Here is a 17,453-nt window from a genome sequence, read left to right as displayed (position 1 = left end):
AGGAAATGGATAAAAACATTGGCAAAAAGCTCGACGGAAGATATGAGATAACCGAGCTTATCGGCGTCGGAGGTATGGCGGAAGTATACAAGGGCGTTGATGTTATCGACAACAAAACGGTAGCAATAAAAATACTGAAAAAGGAATTTGCAGAAAATGAAGAGTTCCTGCGTCGTTTCAGAAACGAGTCAAAAGCGATAGCAGTACTTTCTCACCCGAACATCGTAAAGATATACGATGTTGGCTTCTCTGAAAAGATACAGTATATCGTTATGGAGTATATCGACGGTATCACACTTAAAGAGTATATCGAAGAGGAAAAGGTACTTTCATGGAAGGACACAGTTCATTTCGTTATACAGATACTCCGTGCTCTTCAGCACGCTCATGACAAGGGTATAGTCCACCGCGATATAAAGCCGCAGAACATTATGATGTTCACTGACGGCACTATAAAGGTCATGGACTTCGGTATTGCCAAGTTTGCCCGTGAAGAGGGCAAGACTGCTACAGATCAGGCAATAGGAAGCGTTCATTATATCAGCCCCGAGCAGGCAAGCGGCAACGTAACAGATGCTAAGAGCGATATCTACTCGGTAGGCGCAATGATGTACGAGATGCTCACAGGCAGAAAGCCGTTCGACAGCGATAACCCCGTTGCTATCGCAGTAATGCATATGCATGATATCCCAGAGCGTCCAAAGCAGATAAATCCCGATATCCCTGACGGTCTCGAAGAGATCGTACTCAGAGCTATGGAAAAAGCTCCTGAGGACAGATATCAGACAACTGCCGAAATGATAAGCGATATCGAAGCTTTCAAGGCAGATCCCCATATCTCCTTCGGTTACTATGCTGAGGAGGACGACGAGAGCGAGCAGGAGATGCTCGATCCTTCAGTTGAAAACAATGTACAGTCAGAGAGCAGACAGGAGGTAGCAAGTGCCTACGCTGCAAAGGCTGCAGCTTCATCAGTCGGAGCACCTGCTTATGCAGGAGCAGCAGCTGCAATGTCAGCAGGCGGCAGAAACGCAGGCGCAAACGGCGGTGGTACTTCTGTTTCTCAGAGATACAATGACGCATACACAAATAACTATAACAATAACGGCGGTTACGACGATGACGAGGACGATGAGGAGGAAGAGCGTTCTTCACTGGTAGTCCCAGTTCTTACAGCAGTAGTTGTCGTTGTTATCATCGTTGCAGTGTTCTTCGTTGTAACAATGCTCAGAAACCTTATCACAAACAACTCCATGAAGGGTGGCAATAAGATGCCTGAGCTTTATGGTATGGACTACTATGAGGCAGAACAGAAATGGGGCAACAGCATCAAGTTCCAGATCGAAGGCTCTGAGTATAACGAAAAAGATGAAAACTGCATTATCAAGCAGAGTATCGAAGCAGGCTCAGTATTCAAGAAGGGTGATGTCTGCAAGGTAACTATCAGTAAGGGTATGGAGACTGTTGATGTTCCTCATGTTGCAGGAATAAACGCAGACCTTGCAAAGCTCCAGCTCAAGGACAGAGGTCTTGAATGTAAGATAATCAAACGTTCGGACGCTAATGTAAATCCAAACTATGTAATCAAATCCGAGCCTGAAGAGGGTACGGAAGTATATAAGGGCTCTACAGTCGTTCTCTACGTAAGCATGGGCGCAAATGCAGAGCAGTTCGAGCTTGAGGACTATACACACATGAGCATTGATGACGCTGTTATCAAGGCAGGATATAAGAACCTCAAGGTAGAGACAGTTTCAGAGCCTTCATACGAAAAGAAGGATACAGTATTCAAGCAGGATCCTGAAAAGGGCACAAAGGTAGAGGGCGGTTCTACAATTACTCTCTATGTCAGCGATGGTACTATCCCTGACGGTAAGGTAAGCATTGATATACCGCTTCCTGGTGATGCAGACGGACGTTTCAGCATCGACTTTATCCTTACAGACGAAAAGGGACACTCAAAGGCTGAGACAACAGGTCTTATCGTTTGCCCTGGTATGTCAACAGCATCAGTATCTATCGACGGTTCAGGCAAGGGCGTTGAAGTTAAGGCTTACCTTTACAATATGACAACTTCACAGAGAGCTCTTCTCGGAACATACAGCTTCGACTTCTCAACAAATTCTTACTCAACTATATCTGAGGATATCGGAGGAGCATTCAGCGCAGTAGGCGGATACAAGCAGCCTGAGACAGAGGCTCCAACGGAAGCTCCTAAGCCGACTGAACAGCAGCCGACACAGGCACCTCAGAACGATCATCAGGAAGGCATAAACGGATTTACTCTCCCTGACGGAACATGGTGGTACTATGACGCTGCCGATCATGTACTCGGTGAGTGGATAAACGGCGTATGGACATTATACGCTCCCGGAGTAAACGGATATTGGGAGTCAAATGACAGCGGCCCGAATATCTGGCACTGGAACAGCTGATGAAGAATAGTACCAGCGGAATTATTATAAAATGCTTAGGGGGACTCTACAGTGTAGAGTCCCCTGACGGTATATATGAGTGTAAGGCGAGAGGAGTTTTCCGCAACAGGGGTATCAGTCCCTGTGTCGGCGACAGAGTTAACGTCGAGGACGATGTTATAACCGAGATAGCCGACCGAAAAAACTGTATCATAAGACCTCCCCTTGCAAACCTTGACCAGCTTATATTCATAGTCTCCACCTGTGAGCCTGCACCTAATTATCTCATACTGGACAAGTTCATCGCTATAGCAGAGTATAAGGGCATAACTCCCGTTGTGGTCATCACAAAGACCGATCTGGGCGACAGCAGTCCCATACATGAGATATACGGCGGCATCGGCATTGATGTAGTCGAAGTCAAGTATGATGACGAAGCATCAGTAGAAGCTGTAAGGAAGCTTCTTGCAGGAAAGATAAGCGCATTTACGGGCAATTCGGGTGCAGGTAAGTCAACACTGCTCAATGCAGTCGACCCTACGCTGAATATAGCAACAGGCGAGATAAGCAAAAAGCTGGGCAGAGGCAGACATACTACACGCCATGCGGAGCTTTATAAGCTCAGCGGCGGCGGATATATAGCTGATACTCCGGGATTTTCAACTTTTGAGACAAACAGATACGATATAATCCGCAAGGAAGAGCTTGCAGGCTGTTTCCGTGAATTTGAGGGGCTTACCGATAAGTGCCGTTTCAGAGACTGCGCACACGTATGTGAAAAGGGCTGTGCGGTAGTAGAAGCGGTGGAGCGCGGCGAGATATCGAAAAGCCGCCATGAAAGCTATAAAACTATGTATGAAGAGGCTAAACAGCTGAAGGAGTGGGAATTGAAATGAAAAAATGCGCTATATTCGCAGGCGGAGATGTGCCTGAAAAGAGTACTGAAAGGCTTCTTAAAAGGCTGAAGGAAACAGACCTTGTGATATGTGCTGACTGCGGCTATAATCATGCCAAAAGGCTTGGTGTAGTACCAAATATAATCGTAGGCGATTTCGATTCCTATACGGAAGAGCTGCCGTCAGGTATCGAGATATTGCAGAGCGTCCCCGACAAGGACGACACGGATACTCTTATGGCTGTCAAACACGCAATAGAGCTTGGCTACTCAAATATCGACCTGTACGGCGGTCTTGGCGGCAGCAGATTCGAGCACAGCTTTGCAAATATCCAGACTATGATATATGCCTATCAGCAGGGCTGTACACTTAATATGTACGGTGACAGCGACCTTACGATACAGGGAGCAGATGACGGCGAGGTCGTTTACCGCAACAGAGATAACGGCATTTATTTATCTGTATTTGCACTTTCGGAAAGTCTTGGCATAGACTATTTCCGCGGAGTCAAGTATCCTCTTGAGGATTACTGCATGGTGCAGTCCTTCCCCATAGGAGTAAGCAACGAGATAACCGAAGGCAAGGCAAGACTTCGTATCAATAACGGACTTGCACTTATTATAATCACAGACAAGTAACAAAAACGCCTTTGATGAATATAATAGAGTATATCATCAAAGGAGGGATAACATCTTGAAGATAGTTGTCATAAAAAGCCCGAAATTCGTATCAGGTTTTCTGCGTATGATATTCGGTATCAAAAAAGAAGAGCAATAAAAAAGGCTGACTCATGCGAGTCAGCCTTTTTCCTGATATTGCGTAATTTTATATCACTGCAATATATTTTTATTTTTTAATTATTGAATAATCAATGCTTTTTCGTTGAAAAACACTGGTTTTATGCCCCTTTACAGGAGACGTTTTTTATGACTTATCCTTGTGGAAATACTGTCCTACAGCTTCGCTTCCGCAGAGTATGAAGAAAACAACGACTGTGAGTATGAGCGATACCGCATAGAGCAGGATAGCAAGACCTGAGCTGCCCTTATGCTGGTTTATCATAAACAGTCCGGGGAACAGCTGTATAACTCCGAAGATCAGGAATACAAAGGAAGTCAATGACTTGATACCGCCAATTCCTGTCATGAGAAGAAGTGAGAGCAGACCTGCTGCGCCTGCAATATATACTGCTGAATTCTCGATTGTTTTGCTTATGCCGCTGAGACCGTCCTTGTATTCAAGTCCGAGCTGACCTGAGTAGAGCAGGAAAAATACAACAGCTGCAATAACGCCTAAAATAGCGATTACGATCGTAATTTTGAAGCCTTTCTGTGCTTCTCTCTGGCGGGCTTCTTCCTTGAGGGCAAGCATCATCTGGAGACTTGCCTTTGAGTCTTTCTGCTCATATGAGAGATTAGTGGAAGTCCTTGCCTGCGACTTAGCGCGCTGAAGATCCTCGTCAACATACTTAGGCTGATACTTTGGCGGCTCAGGCTCGTCATCAAGTATAGGAGCAGATACGGGAGCCTGCGGCTGTGGCTGTTTAGGCTCTTCCTGTTTCGGAGGAGGAGTGTAATTGTCCTCATCGAGTACAGGTGCGCTGACCTGTACGGGAGGAGCAACTGCGCCCAGCTGAGTTCTTCTCATGTCGATTATCTGCTGCTGTTTATCAGCAGGAAGAGCATCAAAACGAGCTTTCAGGTCAGGTGTAAGACCTGCGATTATGTCATCGTCTGAAAGTACGAGCTTTTCATGAGTATAGGGTGCGCTGTTATCGTCAAGTACAGGAGCAGAAACTCCTGTAGGAGCACCTTTCTTCTCATACGTCTGACCGTACGCTGTATTATCATCGAGCACAGGAGCGGATACGCCTGTAGGAGCACCCTTTTTCTCGTATGACTGACCGTATCCCATATTATCATCGAGTACGGGGGCTGATATTCCCGAAGGAGCACCTCTTCTGTCGTCTGCCTGACCGTAACCCATACTGTCATCAAGCACAGGAGCTGATATGCCTGTTGGTGCGCCTTTTTTCGCGCTGTCTGAAACAAAGTTGTCCATATCATCGAGCACAGGAGCGGATACTCCTGTAGGACCGTCTTTCTTTGGTACGGGAGCTGCATATCCGAAATCATCGAGGACAGGGGCAGTAACGCCTGTAGGTCCTTCTTTTCTGGAAGCCTCGGGAGTATAGGTTATCTCCTCGGGGAGTCCTCCAATAGGATTGTTTTCATCGTACATAATCAACACCTCGTTTAATGAGAATTAATAAAATCCGTAATGCTTATCTCTTTGCCGTTAGATACTGTGGAATAGTAAGACAGGACAAGAGAAGCGTCAACAGAGTCTATAAGATCATCGCCGTTTACGTCGGCATACTTTGTCTGTTCAGAGTTGAATGAGCGTGTACCGTTTCCTGATGAGATACGCGCATATTCAGCAAGTATCATGGAAGCATCGACAGAGTCCACGAACTTGTCGCCGTTAAGGTCGCCGAGCGAATATGTTGGCGGTTTATATTCGTACTGAGAAATGGGATAAGACTTTTTGAACTCCTCTGAATTGTAGTCGGGGAACGAGAGTCCGTTGTCATTGCGGGGGATATGGGTTATATTAGGGCTTACAGAGTCGAAATCGTCCGAGCCTTTCAGAAAATACAGGAAATAATGTCCGTTGTATCTCAGATCCCATGTAGGATCGAGGAGATAGTACTTTTCGCCAAGCTTAACTATGAGCCATACATGGTTGCCGTCGGGGTTCGCACCGCTGATATCGTGGGATATACCTGCGATAACACGGCAGGGTATGCCCGAATCGTTATACATCTTATAAAGAAGCTGCGCAACACCTTGACAAACGGCATTTCCGTTTATTACAGCATTGTAGGCTGAGTATATGTATTGATCCTCTAAATCAGTGGAGTAAGAGACTTTTTCCGTGACGTATTTATATATGGCACGTATTTTTTCGTAGTCGGATTTCTGATTGAGAGAAAGAGCACCGAGTATACGGTCGACTTTATCATCGAGCATGGCTTCTTCCTCGGGAGTTGTATAATACAGGACTCTATAGGTGAGTTTTCCCGGATTTTTAAAGTTTACCAGACATTCGTATTTTTTTACAGCAAAGCGGAGATAATCACCTTCATCACCGTTGCCTGTTTCTTCAAAAGCTTTGAAAATAAGCGACTGAGATAAGGTTTCTGCTTCTTCTTTTGCCTTGCTTTCATCGCCTGAGAATTTTACATTATCCACGAATATGGTGAATTCGGCAGAACGTGCTTTGAGATATTCGCGTATCTGTGCAGCTGCGTCATTTGTCGGCAAAGAAACATTCTCTGATGCTATATCAGGAACAGAAGATCGTGCAGCAAAAGCTGATGTTGGCATTATACTGCCTGTAAGAACGATAAGTGAAGAAAGCGCAGCCAGTATTTTTAACGAGTATTTCATTTTATGCCTCCTTTGCAAAGGAAGTTCACTTCTTGCTTATGAATTCGCTCAGAGTCGTATTGTCCGAAGAAGTTGATTTATATGCGTAATAAGAAAGGATAGTGGAAGTATCCACAGAGTCGATATGACCGTTTTTATCAATGTCAGCGGCAGTTTTCTGACCTGCCGAGAAAATGCCAAACTTATCCGATGATGAAAGTCTTGCGTATTCCGCGAGTATAGCGGAAGCGTCAACGGAGTCTATAAGACCGTCGCCGCTGACATCGCCGAATTCAAACTTCTTGTCGTATGAATAGAGGGAAAAGCCGTTAGTTTCGGCTATTTGCTGTGCAGTGATACCAAGTATATCAGCGTGTATATGCTTATATTCCGCAGAAGAACCGATATCGCTGTCAATATCGTTCATGCCTTTCAGCAGGAACTTATACTTTCCCGAATCCGAGCCCGATAAATAGTCCCAGACAGGGTCGCAGAGATAATATGTATCATCAAGGGGGACAGCTGCAAGGTAATGAGCGTTGGTGAGAGTTGAGTCAAGATTTGTACAATAAGGCTCTGCGTAGATGCCCATCTCAGCAAGTGCGCGGACAAACAGCTGTAAAAAGCCTATTTCATTTGCCTCACCTTTAATAAGAGCTGAATAAGCGGAAGAGAGCTCATTATCATCTTTATTTTCAGAATATGAAAAGCTTTTCATAAGCTTTAAGAAATATTCATAAACAGTTGATATCTTTTCCGAATCGGGCAGCTCCATATAATCTGCGCCCATAACTAAAGGCACCCCTTTTGCCAGCTTTTGGACTTGTGATTCAAATTTTTCATCCTGCTCTGCCGTGGTCATATACTTAGCGGAGATCTCTATCATCAGTCCGCCGTCTGTACTGTGTACCCATGAGGACAGACCGTATACACCGAGACGCAGGAAGCAGCCTTCTGTAGGATCGCCTGTAGGCTTGAAAACACCGCTCAGTGTCATACTCGAGTAATCGCTCATTTCGTCGTCCGAAGCACCGCTTCTGATGACTTTGATGTTCTCGTTTTTCTTCTTCATCTGAGTGCGGATGTATTTCAGCATTTCCTCATCGGAATTGAATGAAAGTGCAAAAGGTGTATCTTCAATTGGTATAAGAATGTCGTAATTTACATCAGTATCTGCTGCATTGACGGGTGCGGTTGAACATACAGCAAGAGAAGCTGTCAGAACAGCAGCCACCAATTTTGTGAAAGTCTTCATAAACTATCTCCCCCTATATCTTATTATGAGAACAGCCGCCGAAGCGGCTGAACTGTGTATTTTCTTATCTTTCCAGTATCTGTGATCTGTCAGGACCGATACCTACCATGCTTACGTGGCAGCCTACCAGCTCTTCGAGACGAGCGATGTAGCTCTTGCAGTTTGCAGGAAGCTCATCAAAGCTTGCACACTTTGAGATATCCTCGTTAAATCCAGGGAATTCCTCATATATAGGCTGGCAGCCTTCAAGCTCTTCAAGTGTTGGCGGGAACTCCTTGATAATGCTTCCGTCGGGCTTCTTGTAAGCTACGCACATTTTGAGTGTGTCGATATTTGCAAGAGTATCGAGCTTGTTGATAGCAAGGCTGTCAAGACCGTTAACTCTTACAGAGTGGCGAACGATAACTGCATCGAACCAGCCTGTTCTTCTTGGTCTGCCTGTGGTTGTACCGAACTCGCCACCTACGTTTCTAATCTGATCGCCTGTAGCGTCGTCAAGCTCTGTGGGGAATGGTCCTTTACCTACACGGGTTGTATAAGCCTTTGCAACACCGATGATGTTTGTGATGACCTTAGGACCTACACCTGTACCTACGCACACACCTGCTGAAAGTGGGTGTGATGAAGTAACGTAAGGATATGTACCGAAGTCGATGTCGAGGAGAGTAGCCTGTGCGCCCTCGAACATGATTGTCTTTCCTGCCTTGTGAGCCTCGAATGTGAGAACAGAAACATCGTCCATGTAGGGGAGAAGTCTCTTTCCGTATTCTGTATATTCCTTTGTAACAGCGTCAAGGTCGAAAGCCTCACCGCCGTATACTTTAGTGATTATCTCATTTTTGAGCTTGCCTGTTGACTGTATTTTTTCAGCAAGTACTTCAGGGTGAACGAGATCGTACATACGGATACCGCATCTCTCGTATTTATCCATATATGTAGGGCCGATACCTCTCTTTGTAGTACCGATGTCCTTGCCGCCGCGGAATGCTTCGGAAAGACCGTCAAGAGCGATATGCCAAGGCATAACGATCTGAGCACGAGGGTCAACTTTGAGGTGACCTACAGTTTTTATACCTCTCGACTCAAGGTTGTCGAGTTCACCGATGAAGTCCTTAGGATCAAGAACTACACCTGCACCGATAAGGTTGAGGGCATTTGGGTAAAGGATACCCGATGGTACAAGGTGAAGCTTATATACTTCGCCGTTATTTACAACAGTGTGTCCTGCGTTGTTTCCGCCCTGTGAGCGAACTACAACATCTGCGCGGGAAGCAAGGATATCTATGATCTTGCCCTTTCCTTCGTCTCCCCATTGTGTTCCGACTACGATATTTGCAGGCATTTGTTTTCCTCTTTTCATAATATTTATTTGTGCAGACAGTTCTGCTTCTGTCTAAATGCACGCTTACAATTAATTATATCACATTCTTTTGCAAAAAGCAACAGTGCAAGTGAAAGATTTGTCAATACCGCAAAAAATGACAGCTGTGCATAAAAAGGCGCATTTATCGTGGTAATGATATAGAGGCTTTATACGGACATATCGGGGGAAACCTTTCTGAGGAAAGGTTCTCCCCCGTACCCCCTTCCAAAGACTTTTATCTGGTTTTTCCCTTTATAGGGCGCGTACATAATAAAAAAGACCTGCAAATATACAGGTCGCGCCCTATAGAGGGAAAAACAAAAACGAAAGTTTTAGGAAAGGAGTTTGAGGAAGAACCCTTTTTCAAAAGGGTTTTCCTCAATAACTCATGTAAAGTTTCTGTATTAGTACCGAAACTAAGTGCGCCTTTTATTACAGACTGTTTTTTCTCTGGTAATAGAGTTCTTTGTCTTTTTTCATATTTTTTCTTGCTTCGATGAATACATGACGGTAATTCTCGTGCTCGTCTGGAGTATAGGAAGAAGTGCCCTTTGCGATACCGAGGATATGCTCCGACTTCTTTGAATTATTGAATGTATTCAGTTCCTCCTCGAACTGCTCAAAAAGCATGACCATCTGGATATGGTTCTTTTCTTCCATTATAGCGATGAATTCATCACCTGCAACACGGAATACATTTTCTTTTCCGAATACATTTTTGAGTATCCTTGCAGAATGGAACATGAGCACATCGCCTGCTTCAAAGCCGTAATGCGCATTTATGCTTTCAAGACCGTTTAAATCGAAGAAAGCAACGGAAAAAGATATCTCTTCTGTCTTGATCCTTTCATCAAGAGCCCTGATAGTATTTTTGTATGCGGCTTTGTTGTATGTATTGGTAAGCTCGTCCTTATACATATTTGCATCTACATAGCTTACGTATTTATCCAGCTTTTTGTATACTGATCGGAGATTTGTGGTCACTTCATCATAATCGTCACGCAGCAACTTATCGCCGCTTTCACCGTGTGCCAGAGTCTTTATCGCTTCGCTCTCGCTGTCAGGCAGGAAATCCAGCTTTTTTATGCAGGTATTCATAAGCTGCTCATTTATTCTGTGAGTAGCCAGATCAAGCTGATCGACCTCTTTGAGCATTGCTGTGAAACGCTTTCTGTTCTGCGACATGATTATGAATGAGAGTATTATACCTACTGTAAGGGCGCACATAGTGATAATAATGGAGATCACCCTGTTATTGCTGAGCTTTCCGTCATACCACTCGGCATCGAAATCAACTCCGACGATGCCTGCTACCTTGCCCTCAGAATTGAAAACAGGGCTGTATGCCGAATAGAATGTGCCCCATACATCGGTATGAGCTTCCTTATCAACAGAAGAATTACCTTTTGCAGCACTTATCATGCCGTCTGTTGCTACAAGATTTTCGCCGAATTCGCCCGGATCTTCTGTGTCAGGGTCGATAATAAAAGTAAAGGAACCATTGTCTTCGGCACGTAAGCTGTATATATAGTCAAGCTCTATGTTTTCCTGAAAGGCTCTGAGGATATCAAGTGCTTTATTGTAGCTTTCAGTGCCTTTATCGGCGGCTTTCAGTTCTTCAAGCTCATCGCCGTTGAGCATATATGCCGCAGTATTGGAGATATCCAGCATTCTTTGCTTTATCTGTTCGCGCAGATTTTTCTTGGCAAGCATGGAAAGTATCATAGCCATAAGGATATTTGTGGTCAGAAGCAAGGCAAGTGCCAGAATGAAATTACGTTTACTTGATCTGAATCTTTTTTCTTTCATAAAACTCTCCCCCTAAACAAATTATATAAAAAATATTATCTGTCTATATAATTATTATATCATCTAAATAGTATACTGTCAACAAATGATAAATATATAACTTGCACAAAAAAATCGTTGATTATTCTACGTTTGCGCAATCGCTGTATAAAAAGAAAAGGCAGCTGATGCTGCCTTTATATTTCGTACCTAAACGATATTATTAAGTTGACTGCAATTAGCAGCAGGCGGATATTTAACTTCGCTTTTTGATGCAGTATTCTGCATCTTTTGATTTCCAGCTGATATCATTATTGTCGAGCTTGGTTTTAAGCTTTTTGATATTTTTTGAGCATACCGTATAGTAGCGTTCGTCTTTATCGTGCCCCGTGTATGTATACTCTACGAACTCATCCTTTATGATGAGCACGTCCTTGACAGTGCCGTTGTCAAGACATTTTTCAAATGATTCGTATGTAGTTTTGGGATACTCAAGGTAATAGGTGTTTTTATTGATGTCGTAGATCTTTAATATTGAACTGCCTATGTAAAATATAGCTACACAGTAGAGCAGAATGCAAATTATCAGCATTATTGAGGACTTTTTCCTGTATTTTTTCTGCTTTTCTTCGGGAACTATATTCCTTATAAAATTCAACTGCTCCTCAGTACACAGGCTTTTTTCAACGGATATATGTCTGTTCAGCGCAAAGATAAGTGCCAGACGTCTGGAGTCTTCCATATAACGTTCAGCCTTGCTGTAATCGTAGGTCGTGTTAAGTGTGGGAGATTTTATATTTACACTGTCGGAATAAAACGTATACGTAACAAGGTCTTCGTTTTCAGCGTGAATCTTCTTGTAGCCTTTTTTCACAAGAAGCGGTGTGATAATGCGGTCTTTCACAGTGTATGCAAGTAAAAGGACCGGAATGACGAGTGCTGAATAAAAAGTAGAAACAGGATTGAATATCAGCATCAATATGAATACGATAACCACTATAACGCAGATGATACTCAGTATTTTATAGATCAGAAAATGTATTTTCAAATGGTCGCTGTACAGCGGCTTTGTGTAAAAATATTCGGGTTTGCGAAAATCAAACTGGCAGATTATCTCTTTTTCGTTGTTATCTGGCATTTTTATTTCCCCTTCTGAATTTTTCTGTGTTTGATATATTTATCTTTCGGTCTCAAAGGTTATTTCCGCACCGTTGCTTGTGGCGGTGATATCGCCGTTATAGCAGGTCGCATAGGACTTTATCTTCATATTATCAAGTGCATTCTGAGTCTTGTTTGAAAACTCTGAAGTTGAAGTGCAGGTAACGGCGCATTTAGGCTTTACTTTTTTCAGAAAAGCTTCGAGATTGTCAAGCTTTCTGCCGTGATAAGGTACTTTCAGCAGCGTACACTGACCTATATCCATTATCTCGTCAAGTCTCTCCTCCATAGCATCGCCTGTGAAGAGCAGGGTGTTCTTGTGGTGGACTGCCTTTGTGACGAGAGAGAAGTTGTTCTCGGCACTTTCGTCTTCACCATAGAAGTCTTTTTCGGGAGCATAAATAGTGTATTTTACATCGTCAAGAGTAAATGACATATTATCGGTGATCTTCTGCGGCTGAACGTTAAGCTCGTTCAAGGTCTTGACGAATTTCTTGTATTCATCGTTGTTGCCCTCATAGTTGGGGGTTATGAGGTTCTTGACCTCCAAGTTGTTGAGTACTTTCGGTGCTCCGCCTATATGATCCTGATCGAAATGAGTGATTATCAGGTAATCAATAGATGTCCTGCCGTTTTCTTCAAGAAGATTTACTATTTTCTTGCCGTCGCCCTTTTCACCGCAGTCTATGACAACAGTGCCTGTTTCCGACTGTAAGACCATAGCATCAGCCTTGCCTGCTTCGAGGAAAGTTACCTTGAATTCCTTTGCATCGGCAGGAGGTCCGTCATCTGAACATGAAAACAGCGATACGGCTGTGATTATTGAGGCAGCAAATGCGGCTGCGAGTTTTTTTATCCTGAACATATTTCAATTTCCCCTTTCTTTGGGAGAATATACTCCTACAGCTTATATTATATTTCCCGAAACTTAAAATAATCTTAAAATGAGCAGTAAGTATAATGAGCTTTTTGATTTATTATGGCAAATCACTACTTGAAATATACTATATTATATGGTATAATTATTTATTACAGGATTTTTACAGAAGGCGAGGTACTGCAATTGAACGACAATACCGCAGCGATAAAAGAGATAAATGAACTCCTCGGAGACAGGGAGCGAAAGGCTTATGTCAGGAGCTTTGGCTGTCAGCTCAATGTTTCCGACGGTGAAAAAATAAAGGGACTCCTTAAAAAAATGGGCTATGTCTTTACTGAGGACGAGCATGAAGCCGACCTTATCATACTCAACACCTGTGCGGTGCGCGAGAGTGCTGAGGACAGAGTTTTCGGCATAGTCGGCAGCATGAAGAAGCTCAAGGAGCTCAAACCGTCACTTATTATCGGTATAGCAGGCTGTATGACTGCACAGAGCCATATTGCGGAGAAGATAAAAAAGTCATATCCGCAGGTGGATATAGTTCTGGGAACTTCCGCCATAAACGCTCTGCCGAAGCTTCTTAAAGATGCTCTTCACGGAGCTCGCTTTTCGGCTGATATCAGTGAATATGACGATTTTTCGGAAGCTGCGGAGCAGGTGCGCGACAGCAGTTTCAAGGCTTCTGTGCCTATAATGTTCGGCTGCAACAATTTCTGTACCTACTGCATAGTGCCATATGTCCGCGGACGGGAGCGCAGCCGCCGTGCCGAGGATATAATCGAAGAGGTGCGCGGACTTGCAGCAAGCGGCTACAAGGAGATAATGCTTCTGGGACAGAATGTAAATTCCTACGGCAAAGATCTTGAAAACGGCATGAGCTTCCCGCAGCTCCTCCGTGAGCTCGACAGCATAGAGGGGGATTTCATAATAAGATTTATGTCATCTCACCCCAAGGACGCTTCAAAGGAGCTTATCGACACTATCTTTGAGTGTGAAAAAGTCGCAAAGCATCTGCACCTTCCAGTTCAGAGCGGAAGCAGCGATGTGCTCCGCAGAATGAACAGGCATTACGATATAGAAAAGTATCTGGGCGTAGTGGACTATATCTACAGCCGCGATCCTGATTTTTCGCTGACTACCGATCTTATCGTGGGATTTCCCGACGAGAGCGATGAGGAATTCAGAGAGACTCTGGAACTGATAAAAAAGGTGAGATATGACAATATCTACTCCTTTATCTATTCAAAGCGTTCGGGAACTAAGGCTGCGGACATGCCTGACGGTATATCCGATGAGGAAAAGGGACAGCGCATGAGAGAGCTTCTCAGCGTTCAGCGTGATGTGTCATCAGAGCATTACAAGCGTTTTATCGGAAAGACTATGAGAGTACTTGTTGACGATGTGTCAAAGAAAAAGCAGGGATATCTCACAGGCAAGAGCAATGAATTCATAATAGTGGAATTTGAAGGAGACAGCTCACTTATCGGTCAGTTCGTTGACGTTGAGATAACGGACGCTATGAACTGGGCTGTTTCGGGAAGAATAAAGAAAGGACAGTAATAAATGAAAAAAGCGATAGCAGTATCATGCCTGGCAGCATTGCTTCTTGCAGGCTGTACGCCCGGTAATAACAACAATGACAATAATAACAGCACTACAGAAAATACGACAGCGGCAGTGACCACAGAGGCAGCTGAAACAACTACCGAAGCCGAGACGACTACAACGGTCAGAAAAACAGAGCCCCCTACTACAGCAGCTCACCCCGAGACTGAAACTACAACTTTTGAAGAGTCAGAGGAGAGCTTCAGGATGAGGTATGACGGTTTCTTTGCTGATGTAAGTCCTATGCTGAGATCATATTTCGATCACCTGCTTGAGAAAAACGGCGGTCATGCATATATGGAGTATGCTATCTATGATGTTGACAAGTGCGGTGTTCCCGAGGTCATCATCAAGAGTGGAAACAGCGAAGCTGATTTCACCACATATGTATACAAAGAGGACGGCTTTGACGGAATGTATCAGATTGGTGAACTCGGCGGTAGCCACACAGCTTACTACCATGATGAAACTGACGGATTTGTTATCGTATGGGCTCAGATGAGCACAATGAGTATCAATTATACGGGAATTGAGGACTATAAGCTGAAAGAAACAGAAATAGTTCAGGAGATAATCTCAGACGATCACGGTTACGATGATATCGTAAAGGAGAATGGTCTGACAAAGCTCCCGTATGTGTCGGTATACAAGGCTGATGAGGAATCAGCAGGCTATTCCTATATTTATTCTGCCGACGGTACAGAGGAAAGAAAAGAAGAATTGTATTTTGAATACAAGGACTTGATCGAAAGGAAGAATTGAATATGAAAAGAATTATTGCATTGTCATGCTTTGCGGCAGTCGTTCTTACAGGCTGCGGCTTGACAGGACAGAAGGACGGCAAAGCAGATAATGAAGCTGCCACAGCGGCTACAGAAGCTTCAACGACAGCCGCTGAGGAAACAACTGCAGAGGCTGAGACAACTGCTGAGGCAACTACAAAAGAAGCAGTTACAGACCCTGCTGCAACGACTACAGAGCCTGACGGCAATGTGTCCGCAGGCGGATTGATGGATATGTATCCTGCTATCTATCAGAGCGTTATAAAGACTGTTTTCGAGGAAACAGCTGCCGAGCACGACGGTATGGCAAGTATCGAATTCGGATTCCGTGATCTCGATGCAGACGGTATCCCTGAGCTTCTGCTGAAATACGGCAGCTGCGAGGCTGATTTCCAGATACATTTATACAAAATAAATCCCGAGGACGGTGCAGATGATCTTGGTCTCATCGGCGGAGGTCATACGTCTTTCGCATATGACGAGAATACAGGTGATTTCGTTATCGTATGGGGACACATGGGTGCTGCAAGTATAAATTACTTTAAATGGGAGAATGATAATTTAAAGTCAACAGGCAGCTATGATTTCAATATTGATGAAAATACACCGTCTTACGATGTGGTGCTTGAAGAAAAGGGCATCAGGAACATGGATGTTGTATATGCTACAGGATACCCTGACGGAAGCGTGAAATCATATTTCTATCACGCCAACGGCGAAACTGAGGAATTTGACGAGCTTTATCTCGATTATATGGGTTAATTCTGAAATAAAATATATTTAAGGAGAATGTTTAAAATGGATATTATGGAAATGACAAGAGAGCTTGGAAAGGCTATTCAGCAGGACGACAGATACACAGCTTATATGCTTGCAAAGCAGGCTAACGATGAGGACAAGGAGCTTCAGGAGGACATCGCTCACTTTGAGGAGCTCCGTATGAATTTAGGTACTGCTATGAGTGCGGAAGAGCCTGATTCTGACAATATCAAGGCACTTGACACAGAGCTCAAGACAGTATACAACAAGATCATGAAGAACCCGAAGATGATAGTTTTCTCAGGCGCACAGCAGGCACTTGAAAAGCTCGTTTCAAACGTACAGCAGATAATCAGCCTCTGCGCAAACGGTGAGGACCCTGAGACTTGCCAGATACCTGAGACAGGCTGCACAGGAAGCTGTGCATCATGCGCAGGCTGCCACTGATAAAAAAGCTATGGCTGACAGTAACAATATCAATAACAGGCTGCTCGAAAAGATCTCAGCCGTAAATGAGATCATAAACTCTTCGAGCGCAGGTGAACCGCCTTACAGCTTTAAGCTGAGGTACTGCGATGAGACTGTAAAGCAGACGAGACAGATAGGCTATTGTACAATAGCTGGTAGTGCTCTTATACTTACCCGTTCTATGATCCGTTCAGCAAGCTATCAGACAGCAGGACTTATATTTGCGTTTGTTGCCATATTTTTTGCCATATACTGCATGGTATATGCTTCAAAGATAGAAAAGACCGAAATAGCTGAAGTAAGCGGCGACAGTATCATCGTCAAGGGCAGGACCTACAGCTACAGCGAGATATCGGAGATTAGCGGTGTTGCTTTCAATGGTCTTAAAATAATGTCGAACGGCACTAAGGTAGCAAGTCTCAACAAGGCTTGTGACGGCTGCGGCGATCTTGTAAGGTGGGCTAAGCTGCACAATATCCCTGTAAACGATAGCAATACGAGGGATTTGCAGTCGATACAGAAAAGAAATTCGGTAATTGTAGCAGTTATGGTAATATTAGCTTTGGTCATAGGTTTTTTGATGGCATTTCTGAAAAGAATGTGACGGTGCGCGAGGTAACAGTAATTAAATTAGGGAAGTATTATCTATGACTC

At 44.0% G+C, this 17,453-nt stretch carries 16 protein-coding genes; 9 read left to right on the top strand and 7 right to left on the bottom strand.

Annotated features, from left to right (window positions below):
• Window positions 1-5 precede the first annotated feature (5 nt).
• Genes pknB through spoVM form a run of 4 tightly spaced genes read left to right on the top strand, consistent with a single transcriptional unit; the run spans window position 6 to window position 4,087 of the window.
• Window positions 6-2,435: a Stk1 family PASTA domain-containing Ser/Thr kinase gene (pknB, locus tag QZZ41_RS04930; protein WP_295068985.1), complete on the top strand. Its 2,430-nt coding sequence runs from the start codon at window positions 6-8 to the stop codon at window positions 2,433-2,435.
• Window positions 2,435-3,310: a ribosome small subunit-dependent GTPase A gene (rsgA, locus tag QZZ41_RS04925; RefSeq protein WP_295068982.1), complete on the top strand. Its 876-nt coding sequence runs from the start codon at window positions 2,435-2,437 to the stop codon at window positions 3,308-3,310. Before pknB ends, rsgA begins: the two co-directional genes overlap by 1 nt.
• The gene (locus QZZ41_RS04920) at window positions 3,307-3,948 is read left to right on the top strand and encodes a thiamine diphosphokinase (RefSeq protein WP_295068980.1); all 642 of its coding nucleotides are present in this window, start codon (window positions 3,307-3,309) and stop codon (window positions 3,946-3,948) included. The genes rsgA and QZZ41_RS04920 overlap by 4 nt, the downstream gene beginning before the upstream one ends.
• A gap of 55 nt (window positions 3,949-4,003) precedes the next feature.
• Complete coding sequence (gene spoVM, locus QZZ41_RS15420; protein WP_367267445.1) at window positions 4,004-4,087, top strand: stage V sporulation protein SpoVM; 84 nt, start codon at window positions 4,004-4,006, stop codon at window positions 4,085-4,087.
• A gap of 147 nt (window positions 4,088-4,234) precedes the next feature.
• Here the strand turns inward: spoVM and QZZ41_RS04915 are convergent, their stop codons facing one another.
• The 7 genes from QZZ41_RS04915 to QZZ41_RS04885 all read right to left on the bottom strand — a co-directional run bounded on the left by QZZ41_RS04915 (window position 4,235) and on the right by QZZ41_RS04885 (window position 13,170).
• Window positions 4,235-5,551: an ABC transporter permease gene (locus QZZ41_RS04915; RefSeq protein ID WP_295068977.1), complete on the bottom strand. Its 1,317-nt coding sequence runs from the start codon at window positions 5,549-5,551 to the stop codon at window positions 4,235-4,237.
• A 14-nt stretch (window positions 5,552-5,565) separates the two neighbouring features.
• Window positions 5,566-6,762, bottom strand: coding sequence for a transglutaminase domain-containing protein (locus tag QZZ41_RS04910; RefSeq protein WP_295068974.1), 1,197 nt, complete (start codon window positions 6,760-6,762; stop codon window positions 5,566-5,568).
• A gap of 25 nt (window positions 6,763-6,787) precedes the next feature.
• A complete protein-coding gene (locus tag QZZ41_RS04905) occupies window positions 6,788-7,996 on the bottom strand; it encodes a dockerin type I domain-containing protein (protein WP_295068971.1) in 1,209 nt (402 codons plus the stop codon).
• 64 nt (window positions 7,997-8,060) lie between these two features.
• Window positions 8,061-9,338 carry an adenylosuccinate synthase gene (locus QZZ41_RS04900; protein WP_295068968.1) on the bottom strand — a complete coding sequence of 426 codons (1,278 nt, stop codon included), beginning with the start codon at window positions 9,336-9,338 and terminating at the stop codon, window positions 8,061-8,063.
• 453 nt (window positions 9,339-9,791) lie between these two features.
• Window positions 9,792-11,168, bottom strand: coding sequence for a diguanylate cyclase (locus QZZ41_RS04895; RefSeq protein WP_295068966.1), 1,377 nt, complete (start codon window positions 11,166-11,168; stop codon window positions 9,792-9,794).
• A gap of 235 nt (window positions 11,169-11,403) precedes the next feature.
• Complete coding sequence (locus tag QZZ41_RS04890) at window positions 11,404-12,285, bottom strand: hypothetical protein (RefSeq protein ID WP_295068963.1); 882 nt, start codon at window positions 12,283-12,285, stop codon at window positions 11,404-11,406.
• Between the two features lie 39 nt (window positions 12,286-12,324).
• Window positions 12,325-13,170: a ComEC/Rec2 family competence protein gene (locus QZZ41_RS04885; RefSeq protein WP_295068961.1), complete on the bottom strand. Its 846-nt coding sequence runs from the start codon at window positions 13,168-13,170 to the stop codon at window positions 12,325-12,327.
• Between the two features lie 198 nt (window positions 13,171-13,368).
• Between QZZ41_RS04885 and miaB the strand changes: the two genes are divergently transcribed.
• The 5 genes from miaB to QZZ41_RS04860 are packed head-to-tail and all read left to right on the top strand — an operon-like array spanning window position 13,369 to window position 17,403.
• A complete protein-coding gene (gene miaB, locus QZZ41_RS04880; RefSeq protein WP_295068958.1) occupies window positions 13,369-14,745 on the top strand; it encodes a tRNA (N6-isopentenyl adenosine(37)-C2)-methylthiotransferase MiaB in 1,377 nt (458 codons plus the stop codon).
• A 3-nt stretch (window positions 14,746-14,748) separates the two neighbouring features.
• Entirely contained in the window at window positions 14,749-15,552 is an 804-nt protein-coding gene (locus QZZ41_RS04875; protein WP_295068955.1) for a hypothetical protein, read from the top strand.
• Window positions 15,553-15,554: 2 nt separating this feature from the next.
• Window positions 15,555-16,334, top strand: coding sequence for a hypothetical protein (locus QZZ41_RS04870; protein WP_295068952.1), 780 nt, complete (start codon window positions 15,555-15,557; stop codon window positions 16,332-16,334).
• Window positions 16,335-16,370: 36 nt separating this feature from the next.
• Window positions 16,371-16,778: a YlbF family regulator gene (locus tag QZZ41_RS04865; RefSeq protein WP_295068949.1), complete on the top strand. Its 408-nt coding sequence runs from the start codon at window positions 16,371-16,373 to the stop codon at window positions 16,776-16,778.
• Window positions 16,779-16,788: 10 nt separating this feature from the next.
• Window positions 16,789-17,403: a hypothetical protein gene (locus QZZ41_RS04860; RefSeq protein ID WP_295068947.1), complete on the top strand. Its 615-nt coding sequence runs from the start codon at window positions 16,789-16,791 to the stop codon at window positions 17,401-17,403.
• The last annotated feature ends 50 nt before the right edge of the window (window positions 17,404-17,453 follow it).

It is taken from the genome of Ruminococcus sp., assembly GCF_016283395.1.
The sequence above is the reverse complement of the archived record's forward strand: the minus strand, read 5'-3'. Positions and strand labels throughout refer to the sequence as shown.

Coding starts and splice junctions, on each gene's coding strand:
- pknB (WP_295068985.1), top strand. CDS start 6: ATGGATAAAAACATTGGCAAAAAGCTCGACGGAAGATATGAGATAACC.
- rsgA (WP_295068982.1), top strand. CDS start 2,435: ATGAAGAATAGTACCAGCGGAATTATTATAAAATGCTTAGGGGGACTC.
- QZZ41_RS04920 (WP_295068980.1), top strand. CDS start 3,307: ATGAAAAAATGCGCTATATTCGCAGGCGGAGATGTGCCTGAAAAGAGT.
- QZZ41_RS04915 (WP_295068977.1), bottom strand. CDS start 5,551: ATGTACGATGAAAACAATCCTATTGGAGGACTCCCCGAGGAGATAACC.
- QZZ41_RS04910 (WP_295068974.1), bottom strand. CDS start 6,762: ATGAAATACTCGTTAAAAATACTGGCTGCGCTTTCTTCACTTATCGTT.
- QZZ41_RS04905 (WP_295068971.1), bottom strand. CDS start 7,996: ATGAAGACTTTCACAAAATTGGTGGCTGCTGTTCTGACAGCTTCTCTT.
- QZZ41_RS04900 (WP_295068968.1), bottom strand. CDS start 9,338: ATGCCTGCAAATATCGTAGTCGGAACACAATGGGGAGACGAAGGAAAG.
- QZZ41_RS04895 (WP_295068966.1), bottom strand. CDS start 11,168: ATGAAAGAAAAAAGATTCAGATCAAGTAAACGTAATTTCATTCTGGCA.
- QZZ41_RS04890 (WP_295068963.1), bottom strand. CDS start 12,285: ATGCCAGATAACAACGAAAAAGAGATAATCTGCCAGTTTGATTTTCGC.
- QZZ41_RS04885 (WP_295068961.1), bottom strand. CDS start 13,170: ATGTTCAGGATAAAAAAACTCGCAGCCGCATTTGCTGCCTCAATAATC.
- QZZ41_RS04875 (WP_295068955.1), top strand. CDS start 14,749: ATGAAAAAAGCGATAGCAGTATCATGCCTGGCAGCATTGCTTCTTGCA.
- QZZ41_RS04870 (WP_295068952.1), top strand. CDS start 15,555: ATGAAAAGAATTATTGCATTGTCATGCTTTGCGGCAGTCGTTCTTACA.
- QZZ41_RS04865 (WP_295068949.1), top strand. CDS start 16,371: ATGGATATTATGGAAATGACAAGAGAGCTTGGAAAGGCTATTCAGCAG.
- QZZ41_RS04860 (WP_295068947.1), top strand. CDS start 16,789: ATGGCTGACAGTAACAATATCAATAACAGGCTGCTCGAAAAGATCTCA.